Here is a 21,169-nt window from a genome sequence, read left to right as displayed (position 1 = left end):
TCGCACTTCCCTTTCCTGCTTACTTACTTTCGTTAATCTCTTTATACTTAAGATATCCTAGCCTAATTCTAACTTTTTGCCATTCTTTTGTCAACAAAATAGATTGTCAGATTATGTCGAAATTGGAGCAAAAAATTTTACTCTGAGTTTTTTTGTTAATTGTAAACTATAAATGAGCAAGTTCGTGATTTTGCATTTCTCATCATTTTTTGACCACAAATTTACGACATTTACAACAAATCTGACATCACTTTACAATACCAGACAAAAAAAGATGCAATCCACATTTCTGTGGCTTACACCTTTCTCTACTCATATTTTCGTCATCCAGACTTTTCACTCTGCTTCTGATAATTTACTGATGGCAACAGTTCTTGCAGATGGCATTACTTTCCACAGCACTCCACAATGGCTTTTTCCACATTTTCTATCTGAAATGGTTTTGCCAGATGTGCGGTCATGCCGGCTGCGAGACATCTTTTTGCATCTTCCTCAAATGCATTTGCAGTCATTGCAATGATCGGAATTGTTTTTGCATCTGCCCTCTCCATAGCACGAATCGCCTTTGTTGCTGCAATACCATCCATAACAGGCATCATGACATCCATCAATACGGCATCAAAGGTTCCCGGAGGATTATTTTCGAAGCACTCCACTGCCTGTCTGCCATTTTTTGCAACTGTAACCTTCGCACCGTCATCTGTCAGCAGCATTTCTACGATTTCTGCATTAAGATCATTATCCTCGGCTACCAGCAGATGCAGTCCACAAATATCATATTTCTCTACAATTTCCTCATCCTTTTTCTGTTTCTCTGCAATCTCAAAGGGAATGGTAACGACAAACACAGATCCAACTTCCTCCTGACTTGTCACTTCAATACTTCCATTCATCTGCTCAATCAATCCCTTAGTGATCGCCATCCCCAGACCGGTTCCCTGGTAAACACTACGGGCATCTGTTTTTTCCTGTGAGAATGGATCAAAAATGCGACTCAGGAACTCTGCACTCATCCCTATACCTGTATCAGAAATCGTCCATCTGTATGTACAAATCCCATCCTGTACATCTGCCGCCTCCATTACGGTAGTAATCTTTCCTCCCGGCCGGTTATACTTAATACAGTTCCCATAGATATTCAGAAAAATCTGGCGAAGATGCAGTGAGCTTCCATAGACATAAGGATAGGGAATATCCTCCTTATTTTTCTCATAAATCCACTGAATATTCTCATCTGCTGCCTTGTGAGTGATAACGCTCTCAATCTCATAGACCAGATCTTTGAGACAGATATATTCATGAGCCAGAACAATATGACCTTCCTCTATTTTACTCATCTGCAGAACATCATTGATAAGGGAAAGCAAATAATCTGCTGCTATCTTCATCTTTTTATGATTTTCCTGTATCAGTGCCTTATCCTCAAAATGGATCTCATCAAGCTTTAACAGACCAATAATACCATTCAAAGGTGTCCTGATATCATGGCTCATACGACTGAGGAAATTTGTTTTTGCCCTGCTCTCGGCACGCATCTCATTGAATGCAGCCTGAAGGCGTGCCTGTTCCTGTTCATCACGTTCATGTCTCTGTGTGGTATCCTGCAGCAGAATGATCGCATAGATCATAGGGATCTCAGCATGAATTTCTGTATCAAACACTACCATACTGGTCATAAGCACTGTTTTCTGTACCCATCGGATACTTCCATCGTCTTCGCAGACACAATATTCTACAGATATATGTGTTTCTCCGTTCTCAAACCTCTTACGAAGCTTTTCACAATTATCTGTCATGCAGTAACCGGCAATTGTTTCCTGGGTGATTTTTTTCTTATATTCCCAGCAGTAATCCTGATAAGAGTACGGAAGCGGATAATCCATAAAAAGTTCCCGGCTCTTCTGCTCTTTTCCATTCAGTACGATCCTTCTTTCCAGAACATCCTTTGTCAGATTTACTGTATAGATCACATCTGACAATTCCAGAAGCGCATCCACATAGCTGTCATTTTCCAAGATAGACTGCTTCAACTGTTCATAATAAAGCTGCAACTGCTCTTTTGCACCTGTCTGACCTTCAGAAGTCTTTCGGATAGTTTCAAATGCCAGGAGAAAATGATGCAGCTTTTTATCCTCATCCCAATCCACCGGAATCAAGGTCAGACGGTTATATGCCCCCTGTTTTCCGGTATTATACTCATATTCCAGCACATCTTCCTTCGTATGCATCTTCCTTTGAAGCTCAGAAATCTGTAGCCCTTCGCAGATATCTACCTGACAGGAACTTTCAACATGTTCCTCTATGATCTGTTCCACTGCTCCGGAATATGCACCGTCAGAAGCTAGGAAAAAATTCTCGCTGGAACGAATCGCCCGATAGGTATCCATCCTGGCATCACAGTACAGACAGTCTGAGAAATTACTCCCATGCTGATTAAGCAGCTTTAACAGCTGATATCCCTGATTCTTTTCTGCTGTAGCCGCTTCCCGTTTCACATGATTTTTATTGATATACATGTTTTTGTCTGCGCAGTTAAACAGCTCTCTCATTGTACTTCCGGGAAAATCACCGGCCAATGCAAATCCCACCGCATAACTTAAGGGTGTATCCGGATACACTCTGGATTCCTCTGTCATATCTCTGCGCACCTTTTTAAGACACTGTATCATCTGTTCCCTGTCCAATCCATGGGTAACTGCAAGAAATTCGTCTCCACCTGCTCTTCCCACAAACTGCTCAGCCGGCATGGAATTCCGCAGACAGATAGCAAATCTACGGATATAGGCATCACCGGCTTCATGTCCTCTGCTGTCATTAATACGACGGAGATTATTAAGATCAAAACTGCAGACACCGATATCTACATCCGGTTCTTCCTCATTCAGCAATTCTTCACATTTATTTTTGTTCGGAAGTCCCGTCGCATCATCCAGATATACCTTTCGCTGCAGCAAACGGTTCATTGCAGCATATTGTATTGCTTTGATAAACTCATATCCGATCAACAGCATCAATACAACAATATCTGCTGTGATATATTTTTCAAGCAATGATAAGGATGTGGCTTTTTTCTGCGAATATTTTTCGGCCAGACCTGTTGCTTCATCACAGATTACAAAGAAGTCCTCACTTCTGGATATAATATCTGTTTTTTCATATCCTTCAGACCGCCCCAAACAGATTTCGTTATACAGATCAGAAAAGCCTTCGTCCAGTTCCTGCATTTTATTCTGAAAATCCTTATCATTCAGATATACCAGATTCAGTTTCGTATTTCCATCACGCAGACCACCAATAAAAGACCTTACCTCCTGGATCATTGCATCGTCCTGTTCCCCGGCAACCTCCAGCTTGATGATCCTCTGTGTCTCTCCACGGACTAAACCAGTATAATTTACAATACGGGCCGTTCCCTGAATATCAGAAACAATTCTCATCATTATAATAATAAGGATAGCCAGAATAACTGCCAGAATACCAATACTGATCTGAATAATACTGGATTTCTTTTTCTTATTCTTTACTTCAGACATGGTTCTCCCCCTTCTTGTTCTATTCTGTAAAAAATGACCTGGATGAACCGATATCCCAGATATCCTGATATAGCGCCTGCCAGAGCTCCGCCAAGAACATCTGTGGAATAATGCACATATCTTTTCTCCCATTTTTTCAGCATATGCATTATTTTACCCTACTTTCTCCTGTATGCCTACTCAAATTTTAATATATTTACTATAAATGAGCAAGTTCGTGATTTTACATAAAAAGAAAGACACCTTAAATCGTTCATGTTGTATAATGAAAGTGACAAAACAAACATTGCAACATTCACGAAGGAAGGTGCCTCTCGCAAATTCTTAAAATATAAAATAAAAAATACACCCCTGTCTTACCCTTAAACAGGAGCGTATTCTACATTTCTATTTTTTTATCTCCTCTGTCTCGATAATAAACCGTACACTTCCGCTCTGCCCTTCGTAAATCCCTCCAAAGTTCTGGTACTCGGCATCTACTTTTTTAAGACCTCGTATCTTTGTTGTCAAATTTGTCAGGTCATCACCTGCAAGGTCGGTTAATTTCTGAATGGCTTCTTTATCAAACTCTGCAAATCCTTCATCTAAAGCTTTCATCCCATCTATCAATGCCTGATAACCACTGTCGAGAGCACTTCCGGCACTGCTTAACTGGTCTGTTCCTTCACTTAAACTCTGACCGCCCACGTATAGCTGACCGATTCCATCTGAAAATACACTGATTCCGGTGTTTAACTGACTGCTTCCTTTGGCAAGCTGCTCGGCTGCATTTTGAATCGTCTCCATTCCTTCCTGCAAGGTCTGCATCTGTTCCGGAAGTCCTCCAAGCAATTCCGCTGCTTCTCCAAGTGCCTGCATCTGAGCCTGCATATCCGTCAAAATCGCAGGAAGGGCACTGATATCCACGCTTAAATCCGGAATATCAAGCGCCGGAATTGAAAGTAAGATCTGCACTGCCTCTTCCGTTTTTTCTCTGGCTTCTTTTGTCAGCTCGGTATCTTTATCGTTTTCCTTTAACTGGGTTTCCAGACTGCTCTTTAATCCCTCTTTTAAAATTTCCTTTTCTTCTTCACTTAAGGAAGTTTCCTGCATCGTCTCATTAAGAGCTGCCTCTACTGCCGAATCTATCTGTGCTTCCCTCTGCGCCTTCGCATTATCTTCAATTGCATCCCAGTCAATCTCTTCCAGTGTATTTTTAGCAGTTTCAACAGTGGTCTGAACGGTTGTCTGATAGGTTGCTGCCTCTGTCACAAAGTTTCCAGCCGTTTGAAGCTGAGTCTGTAATTGAGTCAGCGCTGTATTTAATTTCTGACCATCTGCCACTAATGCGATCATTGCATTTTCCACTCCACTAAAATCAAATCCACTCTGATCGGAAGCATCCCCAAATGAAATCGCTGACACGCTATTTGAAAACTGACACAATCCGTCTGCCAAAGCCTGAGCCCCGCTTCCAAGCACCGTCTTGTTTTCATTTAATACCTGCATTCCACTCTTTAAGGCATCCACTCCTTCTTTTAAAGAGTTAACTCCGCTTAGATACTGTTTCATATACTCATCATAGGTTTTCATCCCATCTAAAAGCTTGCCACTGCCGTCTTTTAATTTTCCTGAAGCCTCTTGAATTTTATCCATGTTATCGGAAGTTTCATCCAAATCATCGAGATTCTCTTCATCTAAATCACTCAGCAATCCTGATGAAAGCACGGTCGCTGTAAAATCCAGTTCAAAATCCGTTACATCTGCTGTCACTTCCACATATTCCGGAAGCTCAATATCTTTCGTCAGCTCAGAATCGGAGAGATTCAGATTTTCGGAAAGTCCGGGGCAGGCATATCCAATAATCAAATTCTGTCCATCCAATGAAATAACTTTTCCATTTTTTACTTCGATATTTGTTGCATTATCCTCTGATAAAAGCAGGGCAGAAATCGCTGCAAACGGAACAGGAAGTTCCACTTTTTTTCCCTTTACATTCGTCTCTTCTTTGGTATGATTTTCATAATCAAAACGAATCTTAAGTGAGCCGCTTTTTCCTGCCAGCTCTTTTGGACTGACTTCTTTATCATCCAGAAAATAACTGATTTGAACCGTCACCGGAAGCTGTTCACTGCTCTTTCCTTCATATTCAATGTCTTCTCCCTGATTGTCCCAGAGAATTGTTCCATCCGATTGTCTGGTATATTCTTCGTCCCCTTTTATATTTTTGATATCGGTCAGATTCGAATAATCCTGAATCTTCTTCTCATTTTTATTTTTTAAAACTGTATTTACGGTAACCTCATTTACGGTTCCATCTGCGTCTGCCTTTGCATATACTGTTTCTGTTTTATCTTTTTCTTCATCAGACTGCTTCTCACTGCTTTGTTCTTTTGTATCATTATCCTTTTGAGACTTTGTTTCCCCCTGTGTATTTCCAGAGGTTTTATCCACATTTTCCTTATCGGAAGAGTTATCCACACTGCAGGCAGTCAGTCCAAGAACCACAGCCGTTCCGATTCCAAGAGATTTTTTCCACAATGCATTTCCTATTTTCTTTTCCACTTTTTCTCCCACCTTTCACTCCACATTTTTCAAGGCTTCTTCCATCGGAATCTTTCGCACTTTCCGATATTCGATGACTGCAACTACTGCGTAGGTTAAAATTCCGATTGCAAACATTTCCGGAAACAGTGTCGGACTTACATAAAATGGAATCCATCCGCTCATACTTGTCATCATCATCTGATAAAAAATGATTTCCATCAAACTTTTTTCCAGCGGAAGCGTGATAATCAGAAGCAGTGCCGTTACAATCGAAGTTGGTATAATGTAAAGTCTCGCAATCTCTGCATTGCTGTAACCTAAAATTTTTGCCATTGAAATCGACTGCGCATTTTTCTCAATGACAATCTTAGAAAGCAGATAGATGACAACCATAAAGATGACAATCGCAAAACCAGCCACCATATACATCATGCCGCCCATTGATACAGTAAGCTGTCTTGAAATCTTCGTTAAACTTTCCAAATCAATCACAGACGAAATATATTTTTCATCAATATCTGTAATCTCACTGTCTGATAAATATCCGCTGAAATAATCATTTCCCAAATCAAAGGTTCGGTTCAATTGTTCGATTGGCATAAATACGCATAAACCGCCCTCATAATCATAAATTCCGCCTACCGTAAATTCATACTGTGTATCTTCATAGCTTTCTCTTAATGTTATCACATCGCCTTTTTTCACTTTATACTTATCAGAGTACGCTTTGGAAACCAGCACTTCGTCTCCATCTGTATCTTCAAGTGGAATGTAACAGCTGTCCGACTTTACTCCATAGAGCATAATTTCATCGGTTTTATACTCACTATCCAAAGTCTTTAAAGAATACGCACTAAATTTTTCTGCATCTTCATTGTCCGTCTGAACTTGATATTCAAAATACATTAAATTCATCAGGCTTTCTAATTTATGTTCTTCATTCATCGCATTTAACGGTATATTTAAAATATACTGATAATTGCACAACAAATTCTTTTCGATTTCTGTTTGATAATGATTTAAAACCTGCGGAAGCATCAACCCAAACATCAAGAGCAGGTTTGCAAATAGAATTCCGACTGTAAGCACAACATAATTGCTGACATTCTGGAAAATCACACGAAGCCGGAATCTTGAGAAAAATGGAATCCTGGCACTCAACGGTAATGTATATTTTTGTTTTCTTTTCTTTAAATCCCTTCTTAAAAATTTGAGTGGGGACAACGATAATGTTCTTTTTAATAGGAAGAAATTAATCACTGCCATCAAAAAAACCGGTACAATTGTCGTCATCACAAAGGCTTCACCGTTCCATAATGTCACATAAGTCGGCAGACTGTAGCTTCCATAATACATGCCTGCACAGACATTTTTCAGAACCGTATAACCTAAAATATTTCCGATCACCGCTCCCGCAAATGTAACCAGCATCGGTGCAGTCATATAGTGAAGAATCAGTTCCCGTCTGGTATAACCCGAAGCCCTTAATGTTCCGATTACTGTAGACTCTTTATGTATCGTATTACTGATTGTAATTCCAAATACAAAAGCAAGAATTGCAATTACAATATAAAGCAGGATAATCATCATCATACGGTCACTGCCCATATCTTCACCGGTAAATTGAATCGCCTGATTACTGTAACGTGGAACAAATGTTTCAAGGCTGACTTCACTATTTAAGACTTTCATAAAATCTTCTGCCACATTTTTTTCTTCCGTCTCACCTTTTAGCTCTGTTCCATATTTCCAGGAATAATTACAAATCATGTTGTCCGTATTAAAAGTATCAAACGCCTCCTCAGTTACAATTCCGACACCAAATTTTACCGCATCAAACATTGAATCATTATTGTCCGAAAACAGACAGCTATAATCTGAAAGCGCCACAAGCCCTGTAATTTTCCACTCTCTTCCACTTTCCTCTTCGGTAATGATATCTCCTACAGACAGTTCATTGTTATCCGCATACATACGGTCAATTGCGATTTCATCTGCTGATTTTGGAAATTCTCCTTTCATCAGGCTGACACGATTAACTTCTTCACGATTTTTAAAAATTCGCATCGTACTTCCATTTGTCAGCACCGGCTCTGCATAAAAATTTTCATACAATGTCACATCTGACTTTGCTATTTCTTTCTGCTGTGCACGGTTCACTTTTTCTTTTACCGTGAAATTCCCATCTTCAATATTATATTTCTCAAAACTTTCATTGTAAGCAGTCAGCATACTTCCATCTGCTACAAGAAAACCAGATACAAATCCAATAATGCTCATTAACAGAAAGAAAATAACAAAATATTTCCCTGCCTCACCTTTCAGCTCACGAAACAGCCTCTTTCTTAAAGGATTTTTCATTTTTTCCTGTCACTCCCCTATTTCCCATTTACCACTCTAAATCCTGGGCACTTACACGTGCTTCATTCACATAATTCTTCCGAATCATTCCATCTCGCAGACGCACCACACGATCCGCCATATCTTTGATGGCATCGTTATGCGTTACCATGATAATTGTATTGCCATATTTTTGATTTACGGTCTCAATTAATTTTAAGATTTCTTTTGAAGTTTTATAATCAAGCGCGCCTGTCGGTTCATCACAAAGCAAAATGTCCGGATTTTTAATAATTGCACGCCCAATGGCAGTACGCTGCTGCTGGCCACCTGAAAGCTGGTTCGGCAGTTTTTTGCGGTGTTCATACAATCCTAATGTACGCAGAAGTTCTTCCATCTCAAGCGGTTTGTCACTTAAATACGCCCCGACCTCAATGTTTTCCTGAACTGTCAGGTTTGGAATTAAGTTATACATCTGGAAAATATAACCCAGATGCTTTCTTCTGTATAATGTCAGACGCTTTTCATTCATGTTTGACATTTTTTCGCCCTCAATGCAGATATCTCCACTGTCTGCCCCGTCGATTCCCCCGATGATATTTAATAATGTAGATTTTCCCGAACCCGACGGTCCAAGTAAAACACAAAACTCTCCTCTATTGATTTCCAGATTAATTCCCTTTAAGACTTCAACAAAACTGTCCCCCTGCCCAAAGGATTTTTTTATATCACGAATCTCAAGAAACATAGTTCGTTTTCTCTCCCTTATATTAGTTTATACTAACCATTGTAGCACCAGATGGTTTTTTCGTAAATAAAAAAGAATGTTTTAAAATATGAAATTTGCTCATGCTCTTAAAACATTCTCTAAACTTTTTTGTAATTTATTTTCCTTGCAATTCTTTTTTTGCAAATTCCGCAATTGGCTCTGCTACTGCCAACGCTAATCTTACCGGAACTGCATTTCCAATTTGTTTATATACCAAATCTAATTTTGCATTTTCATTACGATTACTTTTGCCACGGCTAAATTCATACCAATCAGGAAATGTCTGAATTCTGGCAATTTCTTTTACTGACAAGCGCCTATTATTTTCTTCTCCATCAGTAAAAATATATTTATCTTTTCCAACTTTAACCATTGGTTCTCCGCCCGGATGGATCGGTGCCTGCCTTCCGGATGCCTGAATCGTAAAACTAGGTTCTGACCATGATTTTTTTCTATTTCTGGACATGAACATTGAAGAATACGAGCCTGTAAAATATTCTCCCGGATTGTCCTCTAAATCTCCAATTGCGGTTCTAAGGTCAACAATTTTCTTTAATCCTTTTTTCTCATCTCCATAAGCAGGCTCAGGATACTGATATTCAAAGTCAATGTCATTTCTTACTCCCACTAAAATCACTCGTTTTCTTATCTGTGGAACACCATATTCTTCAGAACTAAGCAATTTATGATAAATTGTATATCCAGCCGCTGCAAAATCTTCAACAATCTGTTTAAACACTTCGCCTTTCCCTAATGTCGTCATTCCCTTTACATTTTCGGCAACAAATAGTTTCGGCTTACTTTGCATTAAACAGCGAATAAAATGCAAATATAAGAAATTCCTCTTGTCATCTAAAAGTCTGGGACCTGCCTCTGAAAAACCAGGACACGGAAAACCGCCCAAAACGATATCTGCTTTAGGAAACTGTTTTATTTTCCTAATATCACTTTTATCCATGTAAATGTATTTTCCTGCATTCCCGGCATAAGTTTCTCTGGCCTCAGTAAATATATCATTTACAAAAATTGTATTAAACACATTGTTATTGATATTCTTTTGAAAAACTGATTTATCTCTAAAAGCCTCTTCCATGACTTTTTCGCCCATAACTGCCTTTAATCCAGCCAATTCAAAACCTAAATCCAGTCCTCCACATCCTGAAAATAATGATAGTAAATTCCATTTATCAGAAGCATATTCTAATTTGTCCAACGCTATTTCTTCACTACAATTTTCAAACGCATTTCTTTCTTCTTCTATTTTTTTATTAAGGAGTTCCCTTATCTCACCCACATTACAATCTGGTGCAGGTTTAAACTTACCACGCCCACGTTCCTCTAAAATTATTGCCATCTTTCTCCACCTCTATATGATTCTGTCTGTTCCCGAGTTGTTTTCATCAATATCATCTGTCGTTTTGATATTCAATTTTTTCATGTAACGTAACAGTCTCTCTGCAACTTCATTTCCTTTTACAACTAACGGTCTATTATAGATTAACTCTGGAACTAATTTTCTTTGCTCTTCACTCCACTTTACTTGCACGGAAAGCGGTCGGTTTCCATCCCATTTTTCTGCAAAAGAGCGATAATTTAGTGCTTTGCATGCAAAATAAATATCAGGATGCATTTTTACATACTCTTTAATCGGAATCATTTTATTTATAATATCTTGAGCCGAACTAATATCCTCTTCCATAAGTATATAATTTGCCACACCACTATTCTCAATCATCTTTCCATCAATGTATGCATTTCTTTTATCTTCCGACAAGTTACTTCCCGAATACACATCTATAACCTGCTGTTCAGTAAGCATCATTTTACCGGATAATTCTCCATTATTTTTGTTTAATAATTCAAACTTCCATCCTAATGTAATGGAACCTTTTTCCGTCCTTTTAAATTTATTTTTATATATAAGCATCCGTTCCTCAAAACGTTCACTAATTGCCGTAGTTGATCTTTCTATAATATCTGCCCAGTTTTCCCCCAATAGCTGAGCAGCTCGTTCCGAACTCATCTTATTTTCAATAAAATCAGCATTTTCTTTTTTGTATGATATCTTTATTTCTACTTTATCAAATTCTGATTTTGCTAATACATAAATATCTGTTTTCGGTTCACCTTTCTGACATGTAGGTTTTCCTGATAATATTACTTTGTAGTATTTATCATGAAAAATAAATTCTGTTCCTTCAGACATCAGATTTAGTATTTTTCTTTCTGCTTCTCCAAAATTCTTCATTCAAATCCCCTCCAACATTTATTTTTACCCTTCTGGTTTTCTTATTTAAAAAATAATCTTAGCATAAATGCTTCTTTTTCTCTAGTTCTTTTCTATTTCTTTTTAAATTAGTCTTTGTCACTCTATATTTTTTCTGCTATAATGTGCGTAGACAAAAAATTATCTATTATTCTTAATTTTATGGAGGGCTTTAAAATGACAGTATTTAATACAAAAGGTGTCTGTTCTCGTTCTATTGAAATTGAACTCGACGGTGACACTATAAAATCAGTAAAATTCAATGGCGGATGCAATGGAAACACTCAGGGTGTTGCTGCTTTGGTAAAAGGAATGAAAGTAGATGAAGCAATCTCCCGCTTAAAAGGAATTGACTGCGGTGGTCGTGGCACATCCTGCCCGGATCAGCTTGCTAAAGCATTAGAACAAATGAAAACCCAGAATGCATAAAGCATAGAAAAAGAGTGGTTCTGAATCCTTTTTTCAGAATCACTCTTTTTTTCTACCATCTCTTTTCAACTGCCGGACAGTGATTTTTCTTCATCACTGCCCGCATTTCCACGAAACACCCACAGATTCGACACATTCCACTCAGCAGATTATCACACTCCTTACATTTTGCAAGGCGGTTTTGATACTCCTCATCTTCTACTTTTAAGTCTTTGTCTATCTGTGCGATGTACTTTCGCAAATCTGTAAAATATTCGTTTTCATCCATATCCTGCAGAAGACATTTTCTACAGATTTTTCTATACGATGGCTCTTTCTCTATCTGTCCCATTTGTCACAAAGCGAATTAATCTGGTCTGCCAATCTTGCAAGATCCTTATTTGCTCCGCCCTCATTATGCCGGATAACTGCAAGCAGTCTGTGACCGGCAGCCACAAGTCTCGCATAAACACCAGATGCCTTGCGTGCTTTCGCTTTCTCCTTTGCATGTTCTATTATGATACCTTCGGTCTCTTTCTCCAGTACATTATTTGCCAAATCAAAGACCGTTCCACTAAACGGAGCGTAGGTATCATAGCCCAGTTCATTTTTCAGCCGTTCTGCAAAGAGTGTACAGACGGTATCTTCTCCATGTGTCACAAACACACGCTGTGGTTTTTCTTTAAATGCAGATGCCCAGCGCATCAATCCTTCATTATCTGCATGACCACTGATTCCCGAAAGTCTTACAATCTCTGCTGATACATGAATTTCTTCACCAAACAGTCTTACATCCTTTGCACCCTCCAAAAGTGCACGACCAAGTGTTCCAACTGCCTGATATCCGACAAACACAATCGTAGAATTTTCACGCCACAGATTATGTTTTAAATGATGTTTGATTCGACCGGCATCACACATACCACTTGCAGAAAGAATGACTTTATAATGTTCATCAAAGTTAATGGCACGGGATTCATCACTTGTAATCGAAAGCTTCAGCCCCGGAAATGCAATCGGGTTAATTCCCTGATTCAAAAGCTCCATTGCCTCTTCATCATAGCAATCTACATAATGCTCTTTAAAAATATTGGTCGCCTGCACAGCAAGCGGGCTATCGACATACACATCAAAATCTGGAAATTCCGGAAGCAGGTTATCTGCCTTAATCTTACGAAGAAAATACAGCATTTCCTGCGTTCTGCCGACTGCAAATGAAGGAACAACAACATTTCCATGACGCTTAAAGGTTCGCCTTAAGATATCAACCAATTCCTGCACATAGTCTGGGCGCTCTCCATGACTTCTGTCACCATAAGTAGATTCCATGACTACATAATCCGCAGCCTCAAGGTATTCAGGGTCTTTAATCAATGGCTGGTCTGTATTTCCGATATCACCGGAAAATACAATCTTCTTCTCAACGCCATCTTCCGTAATCCAAATCTCAATACTTGAAGAACCTAATAAATGTCCTGCGTCCACAAAACGAACTTTAATTCCATCTGCAAGCTGAACTATTTTATGATAATCACACGGAACAAACTGCTGAATTACATTCAAAGCATCTTCCATCGTATACGCCGGAACAAACTCCGGCTGCCCATTTCTTCTTGCCTTACGGTTTCGCCACTCTGCCTCAAAGGTCTGAATGTGAGCACTGTCACGAAGCATGATATCACACAAATCGCAGGTTGCAGCGGTTGCATAAATCGGACCGCGAAATCCTCTTGCATAAGCCAGAGGGAAATTTCCGGAATGGTCAATATGCGCATGCGTCAGCAATGCAAAATCCACATCCGACATCGGAACCGGCACATCCTGATTCTCATACTGGTCAGGACCCTGTTCCATACCACAATCCACGAGAAATCTCTTGCCCGCAGCTTCTAAAAAGTAACAGCTACCTGTAACTTCATGAGTCGCACCTATAAATGTCAACTTCATAAAAAAACCCCCTTTGCGGTTTTAATTCAAGCACTTTCAAGATAGTACTATTATACCGCAAATAGGGGGGTTTTGATAGTTTTTTCAGATTATTTTATAAAAGTTTATGATTTTTTTTAAAACAGGGAGGGCAAAATATTATTGAATCCAGATGCCGTTAGTAACTGGAACTTGAGATTCATAGGTACTACCTTTCTGTGCAACACATCCTACTCTTACTCGATAGTAATATCCACCTTTAACTTTTACATTATAACTACGAGACATAGAAGAGGCATTTGTTGCAGTATCACCATAAGTGCCACAATTTATCCACCCGCCATCATAGCGCTGTAAATACATCTTTACCGTCAATTTATCACAGGTTACATAAGCAAGCGTTGCACCATAAATATTTACTGTTCTATTTCCAATATTTGTAATTTTTCCAATTCCTTGATTTAAAATGCTTCCTCTTGCTACATTCTGCCAGATAGCTTCTGCTGACTCTTCATTCGTTAAAATAGAACCATCTACTTCTTTTCCTAAATCTTCTAATCCATCTGCCGAAGCTGAAACCGAAGATATTGTTAAAAATAAGGACAAAGCTAACATAGCTACTACCGATTTTTTAATTATTATTTTCAAATAAAGTCCCCTTTCCGAATTAATATACTAGATTTACAATAATTCCTTTTATTTCATCTTCTGTTATTTTTCCGGAAATCCTATAGTAAGTGTTCTTGTAATCCCACTGTACAAGATAACTTTCTGAATTATTTGAATCTTCATCATTTATCTTCCATAATTCTGGACTTATATTTGCCATATTACACTCAATATTTCCCAGATATTCACCTTCATCATTTCGATAAATTCCACTTGATTCAGCATAATTTGTTTGTACAACAAAATACAAGTATATATCACCTATTTTATATTTTATATATACCGACTGAGCCACATCATCTATTTCATAAGAATCAAATTCCATTTGGTCTGGCATATATATAAACGTAGGTAATTCAACTTGCAATTTCTCTTCTATCTCATTTCTGGCTTCTTCTTCTGTTCTGTCAGTGATTAATCTATCTTCACCATTTTCTATTTCTGTATTTTTCTCATCCCCCAACACTTCATTCGCTTTATCCATAACATAGCTCCTGCCTCCTTGTGTGCTCATACTCACACCGAACAATCCAAAGCAGGTTATCACAGCTGCGGCGGTCATGCCGAGGAATTTTTTGCTTATGCGGTGATTAAAGAACTTAACCACTTTTGTATTCTGATTTTCTTTTGTTTTTTCTTCTGTAGATTTGGTTTCATCTTGAATGCATTTTGTGTTCTTTTCTTCGAGCAGCCCCTCATCTCGAGCTTGGTCTACGAGTTTTTGGAACAAATTTTCTGATGGTTCTGGAACATTAAATTCTTCATCTGTTTCCAGTTTTTTCACTAGCTCATCTGCTTCTTTTCTGAACTGCTTTCCTGCCCAGGTACTGCTTTTTGTGCTGTTTTCTTCGTTTTTATTCATAAAAAATCCTTTTGTTTCTCGTAGGCGGAAACCCATTACCTTTAGATGTTGGAAGGAGTCTTGTAGATTTTCAGCTATCAATCTTAACTTTTGATATATTTTTGTATAGTGATTGATGATACTTCTCCTATGCTACAGACCAAACAACCATCAGGTCAAAATCTTCTTCTACTGTTTAGACAGAAAGTTTAAATATTTTTGCCATAAAATAGTAAGCTGCCTGTTACTTAATTATTTTTATTATATCACATACTCTATCTGTTGCATCGTAACTGATTAGAAAATATATATAGTATTTGTCAGTTTCCATAGCAATAATCACCCAATCGTTAATATTACATATATCGAAAATCTTTTGTTTTACATCATCAGAAATAAAGGTTTTGAGTATCTGTTCGCATTACTTTGTAACAAGAACTGTATGTATTTTCAAGCTATACTTGCGTCTGTTATGACGATTAGATTTATTGTCCATATAAATCATCTCAAATCTATTGTTTTTCACTAATAAGTATTATATACTATATCTAATGAAGTATCAATGAAAGGAGTACATCTATGGAACAAATAACTATTACAGCTAAAATACAAATCTCTGCTACTGCTGATGACAAGGTTTTACTTAATAAAACTATGTCTGTATATACTGACGCTTGTAATTATGTTTCAGACTATGTATTCTATACTCACGACTTAAAACAGTTTTCGTTGAATAAGTCTTTGTACTCTACGCTTCGTGAGAAGTTTGGACTTAAATCACAAATGACTCAGTCTGTATTTAAGACCGTCATTGCCAGATACAAGACTATTCTTGAAACTCAAAAAAAGTGGATTAAACCATCTTTCAAAAAGCCTCAGTACGACCTTGTTTGGAACAGAGATTATTCCCTTACACAAAACTGCTTTTCGATAAATACCTTAAATGGTCGTGTCAAGCTTAAATATTATGCTAAAGGTATATCTAAATATTTTGACCATACAATCTATAAATTTGGCACAGCCAAACTTGTAAATAAGCATAGTAAATATTTTTTACATATCCCTGTCACTTATGATATTGAAGAAAGTAATATCACTGATATCTGCAATGTTGTAGGCATCGACAGAGGTATCAACTTTGTTGTTGCCACTTACAATAGTAAACATAAGTCTGGCTTTGTCAGTGGCAAGACTATTAAACAGAAACGTGCTCACTATTCCAAACTTCGTAAAGAACTCCAAATACGGAATACTCCATCTTCAAGACGAAGAATTAAAGCGATTGGTCAGCGAGAAAACCGTTGGATGCAAGATGTAAACCATCAAATATCAAAGGCACTCGTTGAAAGTAATCCAAAACATACATTGTTTGTACTTGAAGATTTGTCAGGTATCCGCAATGCTACAGAACATGTCAAAACCAAAGACCGCTACATATCCGTATCATGGTCTTTCTATGATTTTGAACAAAAACTAATGTACAAAGCCAAACAAAATCAATCTTCTGTTATTAAAGTTAATCCAGCTTATACAAGTCAATGTTGCCCTGTTTGCGGGCACATTGAAAAATCTAATCGTAATAAAAAGATACATTTGTTTAGCTGTAAAAACTGTGGATACAAATCTAATGATGACCGTATTGGAGCTATGAACCTGTACCGTATGGGAATAAACTTTCTTGAAGAAAGTCAAGTACCTAGTACAGTTACAGTTGAGTAAACTCTACTGTAAAGGGCGTTGTCAACCGCCCTATGATGTAACGCCACGTTAAGTAGTAATACTTATCGAATTTTAAAGGTCGGAGGCTTACGCCGTTATTACGACCGGGCAGTTATAAGCCCACTACCTTTAGGTGGTAGGTAGTTGACGAATTTCCTATCTTTTCTTGACTTTTCACAACGACTGTATCATATTATCTAATAGACGCTGCAATGTCCGTCTTATGAAATGTTGTACATCGAAACATTGATTTTTGATTTATCAGGAGGTTCCAATGAAACATATTGTGCTCACCGGTGGCGGCACTGCCGGACATGTTACACCAAATATTGCTATGATTCCGAGACTGAAAGAACTCGGTTACAAGATTTCTTACATCGGTTCTTACCAGGGTATGGAAAGAAAACTGATTGAAGAAATGGGGATTCCTTATTACGGAATCTCTTCTGGCAAACTACGACGTTACTTTGATGTCAAAAACTTTACTGACCCTTTCAGGGTTTTAAAAGGTTTTCATGAAGCGAAAAAACTCATGAAGCAGTTGAAACCTGATGTTGTTTTTTCTAAGGGTGGTTTCGTTACCGTTCCTGTTGTTATTGCTGCAGGACGTCGAAAAATCCCTACTTTTATCCATGAATCTGATATGACACCTGGACTGGCAAATAAACTTTCCATTCCATTTGCCACTAAAGTGTGCTGTAATTTCCCTGAAACTGTCTCTGAACTTCCGGCCAACAAAGCCATACTTACCGGTACCCCTATCCGCCAGGAATTATTAAGCGGAAATCCCCAAAAAGCACTTGCCTTTACAGGTCTTTCCAATGAGAAACCGGTCATTATGGTTATCGGAGGAAGTCTCGGTGCCGTTGCAGTCAACAATGCAGTACGTGCCATTCTGCCTGAACTTTTAAAAGACTTCCAGGTCATTCATCTTTGCGGTAAAGGTAAACTGGACTCTTCTTTAACCGATACCAAAGGTTATGTTCAGTACGAATATATCAAAGATGAGCTTGCTGACCTTTTTGCACTGGCTGACATCGTCATTTCCAGAGCAGGGGCAAACGCAATCTGTGAAATCAGTGCACTGAAAAAACCAAATCTGCTGATTCCGCTTTCCGCACGTGCAAGCCGTGGAGACCAGATTCTCAACGCCCGCTCTTTTGAAAAGCTTGGTTACAGCATGGTACTTGAAGAGGAGGAAATTACTAACCAGAAACTGTTAGAATCCATCCAGACTCTTTATCAGAACCGCGATTCGTATATTCAAGCGATGGAAAAAAGCAAACAAACTGATTCTATTGAACAGATTGTCCAGTTATTTGAACAGGCAGTCAACAAATAATTATTTCTCCTGTGCCGGCATTTGGCACAGGAATTTTTTTTGGAAATCTATCCACAAGTATTGTTCTGCCGGATTCACTGGATTCTGTTCTTATATATCATCGTATTTGTCTCCATACGTTTTTTCTATCCACTTGTTCATCCTATGTTTTTTAACTCTTAAGTTTTCTATAGTCAGACCCAGAGCGGCCGCCATTTCTGCATCCGTTGCCTGTTCGTAAACCTGCATCGTCATAATTTCGTGCCACTGAGGGTTCCTGGCGTACAGCCTGTCCATAAATTCTGTCGTGAATTCCCGCTTGATAATTGCATCGAGCAGGTCTTCTCCTGTTGTTGCCTCTCTATGATAAATTAACTTTTCTGCGTGTTCCCCTTTTCCATTTTCACACGGCTGTTCAAGAACAGTCATCTCATGTTTTCGATAACTTTTTTTGAGGAAATCCAACGCCTTTCTTCGAGCAGTTAATGCCAGCCATCCCGCATAGTCTTCAGGACTTACCTTGTTCCATTTCTGTATCAGCTTATGGAACACTTCCTGACAGACATCCTGCGAATCATCGAAATCTTTTAAGACATCATAAGCGGCTTTCATTACCAGTCGATAATACTTGTCATAAACTTCACGTAATTTTTCCTCTGTCATCTTCACCTGTTAATTCATCTGAATTTTGGAAATTTTTTCGAGGATTTCATTTTTATCCTCTTCTGTCAATTTCCCAGGAGTCCATGTCACTCCTACGTGGTCCTCATTATTTCTTGGAATCAGATGAATATGAAAATGGAACACCGTCTGACCTGCGGCTTCTCCATTGTTCTGTACAATATTATAGCCGTCACAGCCTAATACTTCAGTCATTACGGTGATGATTCTTTTTGCCAGAACGATTGCTTTTCCTGCAAGTTCATCCGGAATTTCATATAAATTTGCATAATGTTCCTTCGGTAAAATCAGCGCATGACCTTTGCTTGCCGGTCCTAAATCAAGAATAACTCTGAAATCATTATCCTCATATATAGTTGCTGACGGAATCTCTCCTCCTGCTATCTTACAAAAAATACAATCTGACATTTTAAATCTCTCCCTTCTAGCTGTCATTGTCGAATTTTCAAATATTTTGTAGAATGATTTTATTTGCTATTTGCCTATAACGGTGCTACACTATCAAGAAAAAAAGAGGAGGTAACACCAAATGACAAAATCATCTGCTACTTCACAGATTGAAGGCAAAAATAAAACAATTGATTACAAAAAACTTTATCAGGAACAGGCGAAAAAACATCAGCTGATGCTTTCTCAGATTTCCCACGAAATCCGTAATCCTGTTACACTTATCAACAGTTTTCTTCAGATTCTGGAAAAACAGCATCCTGATTTATCAGAAGACCAAAACTGGATTAAAATCCTGGAAAATATGGATTTTCTCAGAGGTCTGCTTGGTGAGCTTTCCAGTTACAATAATTCTCTCAGACTGAACCTTGAATCAACCAACGTCTATGCATTATTTGCAAATGTAATTGAATCCATTAATCCAAGTCTGGAAAAGAAAAACGTTTCTATTGCTTTTAATAAATTGTCTCCAATCCCTTTATTGTATGTTGACCACACCAAACTTCAGCAAGTATTTCACAATCTGCTTCGCAATACATTTGAAGCGGTTAAAGAGGGCGGTCATATCGTCTGTTCAATTGAATCAGACGGTACAGGTGTGACATTTAAGGTTACCGACGACGGATGCGGTATTTCTCCTGAATACCAGAACTCTATCTTTGAACCATTTGTCACTTATAAACCGGATGGCAGTGGTCTGGGACTTGCAATTTCAAAGCGGATTGCCGAAGCCCATAAGGGAAGTCTTGAATTCACCTCAAGCCCTGAAAAAGGAACTACATTCATCCTGAAGATTCCGATTCTGTGAAAGCAGAATCGTTGAAATCTTTGATTATTCTAAGTTACTCTGATTATTCTAATTACTCTTCATTCTGATTAGAATTTTTTAAGTCCTCTGCCATTTTTTTGTCCTCTGTAAATTAATACTGCAAGGACAAATCCACACAAGAATCCGCCAAAATGTGCGGCATTGTCAACTCCTGTGCTTGTTACTCCATGATATAAAGTTAAAGCTGCCAAAAATAACAGCTTCTTTGTCGTAAAATTTTCCAGTCTGCCTTTATTTCTGATTACTACATAAATCAATGCACCCACTACGGCAAAAATTGCACCGGATGCCCCGGCAGACACGACGTTTTCTCCTATTCGCACCTCTGACAGATAAGAAATCAGACTGGCTCCCATTCCTCCTGATATGTAAATGAACAGGTATCGTACCCTTCCTACCGCCCGTTCCAGACAATCTCCCAGAAAGAATAAAACCAGCATGTTGTTACCCAGGTGCGTCAGACCAAAATGCAAAAACATACAGGTAAAAAAGCGATAATATTCATGCCCCTCCTGAATCAATGGCGTGTATGCCGCACCCCATTCAACCAGATGTTTTCCATCCAGTGAAGAGCCTGTCAACTCTGTCAAAAAGAACACTACAATATTAATCAAAATAATCATTGTATTAACCGGCACTTCTTTTCTTACCTTTAAAAATTGAAGGATATCGGGGTCAATTTTCTGTACTATCTTTTGCTTTTGCATCTTATTTTCCACCTTTGCAAGGTATAAATTTGCTTTTTTTCACTCTTTTTATACTCCTCCCCTCATTTTTTTCAATCCCCTCTTGGTTTATGCCCATTATACCATATTTTCCCTGTTTTGTGCGCTTTTTTCATCGCCAAAAAACGACACCTTTCGCCATTTTTTTTGAAAAGGTGTCGTTTTTATC

17 protein-coding genes and 1 pseudogene are annotated in these 21,169 nt (G+C 38.3%); 4 read left to right on the top strand and 14 right to left on the bottom strand.

Annotation, left to right across the window (positions count from 1 at the left end; genetic code table 11):
- Positions 1-386 precede the first annotated feature (386 nt).
- From ACYQ2D_RS10870 to ACYQ2D_RS10845, 6 genes are all read right to left on the bottom strand, one after another.
- A complete protein-coding gene (locus ACYQ2D_RS10870) occupies positions 387-3,533 on the bottom strand; it encodes a response regulator (RefSeq protein ID WP_459785426.1) in 3,147 nt (1,048 codons plus the stop codon).
- 387 nt (positions 3,534-3,920) lie between these two features.
- On the bottom strand, positions 3,921-6,077 hold the full coding sequence (locus tag ACYQ2D_RS10865) for a hypothetical protein (protein WP_459785425.1): 2,157 nt from the start codon (positions 6,075-6,077) through the stop codon (positions 3,921-3,923).
- 15 nt (positions 6,078-6,092) lie between these two features.
- Entirely contained in the window at positions 6,093-8,420 is a 2,328-nt protein-coding gene (locus tag ACYQ2D_RS10860) for an ABC transporter permease (protein WP_459785424.1), read from the bottom strand.
- 28 nt (positions 8,421-8,448) lie between these two features.
- Complete coding sequence (locus ACYQ2D_RS10855) at positions 8,449-9,147, bottom strand: ABC transporter ATP-binding protein (protein WP_459785423.1); 699 nt, start codon at positions 9,145-9,147, stop codon at positions 8,449-8,451.
- Between the two features lie 136 nt (positions 9,148-9,283).
- Positions 9,284-10,522 carry a DNA cytosine methyltransferase gene (locus ACYQ2D_RS10850; protein WP_459785422.1) on the bottom strand — a complete coding sequence of 413 codons (1,239 nt, stop codon included), beginning with the start codon at positions 10,520-10,522 and terminating at the stop codon, positions 9,284-9,286.
- 12 nt (positions 10,523-10,534) lie between these two features.
- Positions 10,535-11,416 (bottom strand): hypothetical protein, encoded by an 882-nt coding sequence (locus tag ACYQ2D_RS10845; protein WP_459785420.1) that lies wholly within the window; start codon positions 11,414-11,416, stop codon positions 10,535-10,537.
- 195 nt (positions 11,417-11,611) lie between these two features.
- Here ACYQ2D_RS10845 and ACYQ2D_RS10840 point away from each other — a divergent pair, with 195 nt between their 5' ends.
- A complete protein-coding gene (locus ACYQ2D_RS10840; protein ID WP_459785418.1) occupies positions 11,612-11,863 on the top strand; it encodes a TIGR03905 family TSCPD domain-containing protein in 252 nt (83 codons plus the stop codon).
- 52 nt (positions 11,864-11,915) lie between these two features.
- Here ACYQ2D_RS10840 and ACYQ2D_RS10835 read toward each other — a convergent pair whose 3' ends face one another.
- The 5 genes and pseudogenes from ACYQ2D_RS10835 to ACYQ2D_RS10815 form a co-directional block, all read right to left on the bottom strand.
- On the bottom strand, positions 11,916-12,194 hold the full coding sequence (locus ACYQ2D_RS10835; protein WP_187559058.1) for a DUF6171 family protein: 279 nt from the start codon (positions 12,192-12,194) through the stop codon (positions 11,916-11,918).
- A complete protein-coding gene (locus tag ACYQ2D_RS10830) occupies positions 12,182-13,789 on the bottom strand; it encodes an MBL fold metallo-hydrolase RNA specificity domain-containing protein (protein ID WP_459785416.1) in 1,608 nt (535 codons plus the stop codon). Before ACYQ2D_RS10830 ends, ACYQ2D_RS10835 begins: the two co-directional genes overlap by 13 nt.
- A 138-nt stretch (positions 13,790-13,927) precedes the next feature.
- A complete protein-coding gene (locus ACYQ2D_RS10825) occupies positions 13,928-14,383 on the bottom strand; it encodes a DUF6147 family protein (protein ID WP_444138877.1) in 456 nt (151 codons plus the stop codon).
- 52 nt (positions 14,384-14,435) lie between these two features.
- Complete coding sequence (locus ACYQ2D_RS10820) at positions 14,436-15,299, bottom strand: DUF4367 domain-containing protein (RefSeq protein WP_459785415.1); 864 nt, start codon at positions 15,297-15,299, stop codon at positions 14,436-14,438.
- 83 nt (positions 15,300-15,382) lie between these two features.
- Positions 15,383-15,690, bottom strand: a pseudogene (locus ACYQ2D_RS10815) (transposase).
- Between the two features lie 167 nt (positions 15,691-15,857).
- Between ACYQ2D_RS10815 and ACYQ2D_RS10810 the strand changes: the two are divergent.
- On the top strand, positions 15,858-16,997 hold the full coding sequence (locus ACYQ2D_RS10810; RefSeq protein ID WP_459785414.1) for an RNA-guided endonuclease TnpB family protein: 1,140 nt from the start codon (positions 15,858-15,860) through the stop codon (positions 16,995-16,997).
- Between the two features lie 274 nt (positions 16,998-17,271).
- The gene (locus tag ACYQ2D_RS10805; RefSeq protein ID WP_187559054.1) at positions 17,272-18,339 is read left to right on the top strand and encodes an undecaprenyldiphospho-muramoylpentapeptide beta-N-acetylglucosaminyltransferase; all 1,068 of its coding nucleotides are present in this window, start codon (positions 17,272-17,274) and stop codon (positions 18,337-18,339) included.
- Positions 18,340-18,429: 90 nt separating this feature from the next.
- On the opposite strand, the gene ACYQ2D_RS10800 is transcribed toward ACYQ2D_RS10805, so the two are convergent.
- Complete coding sequence (locus ACYQ2D_RS10800; protein ID WP_022302732.1) at positions 18,430-18,981, bottom strand: RNA polymerase sigma factor; 552 nt, start codon at positions 18,979-18,981, stop codon at positions 18,430-18,432.
- A gap of 9 nt (positions 18,982-18,990) precedes the next feature.
- On the bottom strand, positions 18,991-19,407 hold the full coding sequence (locus ACYQ2D_RS10795) for an HIT family protein (RefSeq protein ID WP_459785413.1): 417 nt from the start codon (positions 19,405-19,407) through the stop codon (positions 18,991-18,993).
- Between the two features lie 121 nt (positions 19,408-19,528).
- On the opposite strand from ACYQ2D_RS10795, the gene ACYQ2D_RS10790 reads away from it, so the two are divergent.
- Positions 19,529-20,254 (top strand): sensor histidine kinase, encoded by a 726-nt coding sequence (locus tag ACYQ2D_RS10790; protein WP_459785412.1) that lies wholly within the window; start codon positions 19,529-19,531, stop codon positions 20,252-20,254.
- 68 nt (positions 20,255-20,322) lie between these two features.
- Here the strand turns inward: ACYQ2D_RS10790 and ACYQ2D_RS10785 are convergent, their stop codons facing one another.
- Positions 20,323-20,982, bottom strand: coding sequence for a rhomboid family intramembrane serine protease (locus ACYQ2D_RS10785; RefSeq protein WP_459785411.1), 660 nt, complete (start codon positions 20,980-20,982; stop codon positions 20,323-20,325).
- Between the last annotated feature and the right edge of the window lie 187 nt (positions 20,983-21,169).

The organism is Blautia stercoris, from assembly GCF_054657695.1.
The sequence above is the reverse complement of the archived record's forward strand: the minus strand, read 5'-3'. Positions and strand labels throughout refer to the sequence as shown.

Excerpts from the sequence above, each read along its gene's own strand:
- ACYQ2D_RS10870 (WP_459785426.1), bottom strand. The coding sequence starts at position 3,533 with ATGTCTGAAGTAAAGAATAAGAAAAAGAAATCCAGTATTATTCAGATC.
- ACYQ2D_RS10860 (WP_459785424.1), bottom strand. The coding sequence starts at position 8,420 with ATGAAAAATCCTTTAAGAAAGAGGCTGTTTCGTGAGCTGAAAGGTGAG.
- ACYQ2D_RS10855 (WP_459785423.1), bottom strand. The coding sequence starts at position 9,147 with ATGTTTCTTGAGATTCGTGATATAAAAAAATCCTTTGGGCAGGGGGAC.
- ACYQ2D_RS10850 (WP_459785422.1), bottom strand. The coding sequence starts at position 10,522 with ATGGCAATAATTTTAGAGGAACGTGGGCGTGGTAAGTTTAAACCTGCA.
- ACYQ2D_RS10845 (WP_459785420.1), bottom strand. The coding sequence starts at position 11,416 with ATGAAGAATTTTGGAGAAGCAGAAAGAAAAATACTAAATCTGATGTCT.
- ACYQ2D_RS10840 (WP_459785418.1), top strand. The coding sequence starts at position 11,612 with ATGACAGTATTTAATACAAAAGGTGTCTGTTCTCGTTCTATTGAAATT.
- ACYQ2D_RS10835 (WP_187559058.1), bottom strand. The coding sequence starts at position 12,194 with ATGGGACAGATAGAGAAAGAGCCATCGTATAGAAAAATCTGTAGAAAA.
- ACYQ2D_RS10830 (WP_459785416.1), bottom strand. The coding sequence starts at position 13,789 with ATGAAGTTGACATTTATAGGTGCGACTCATGAAGTTACAGGTAGCTGT.
- ACYQ2D_RS10825 (WP_444138877.1), bottom strand. The coding sequence starts at position 14,383 with ATGTTAGCTTTGTCCTTATTTTTAACAATATCTTCGGTTTCAGCTTCG.
- ACYQ2D_RS10820 (WP_459785415.1), bottom strand. The coding sequence starts at position 15,299 with ATGAATAAAAACGAAGAAAACAGCACAAAAAGCAGTACCTGGGCAGGA.
- ACYQ2D_RS10810 (WP_459785414.1), top strand. The coding sequence starts at position 15,858 with ATGGAACAAATAACTATTACAGCTAAAATACAAATCTCTGCTACTGCT.
- ACYQ2D_RS10805 (WP_187559054.1), top strand. The coding sequence starts at position 17,272 with ATGAAACATATTGTGCTCACCGGTGGCGGCACTGCCGGACATGTTACA.
- ACYQ2D_RS10800 (WP_022302732.1), bottom strand. The coding sequence starts at position 18,981 with ATGACAGAGGAAAAATTACGTGAAGTTTATGACAAGTATTATCGACTG.
- ACYQ2D_RS10795 (WP_459785413.1), bottom strand. The coding sequence starts at position 19,407 with ATGTCAGATTGTATTTTTTGTAAGATAGCAGGAGGAGAGATTCCGTCA.
- ACYQ2D_RS10790 (WP_459785412.1), top strand. The coding sequence starts at position 19,529 with ATGACAAAATCATCTGCTACTTCACAGATTGAAGGCAAAAATAAAACA.
- ACYQ2D_RS10785 (WP_459785411.1), bottom strand. The coding sequence starts at position 20,982 with ATGCAAAAGCAAAAGATAGTACAGAAAATTGACCCCGATATCCTTCAA.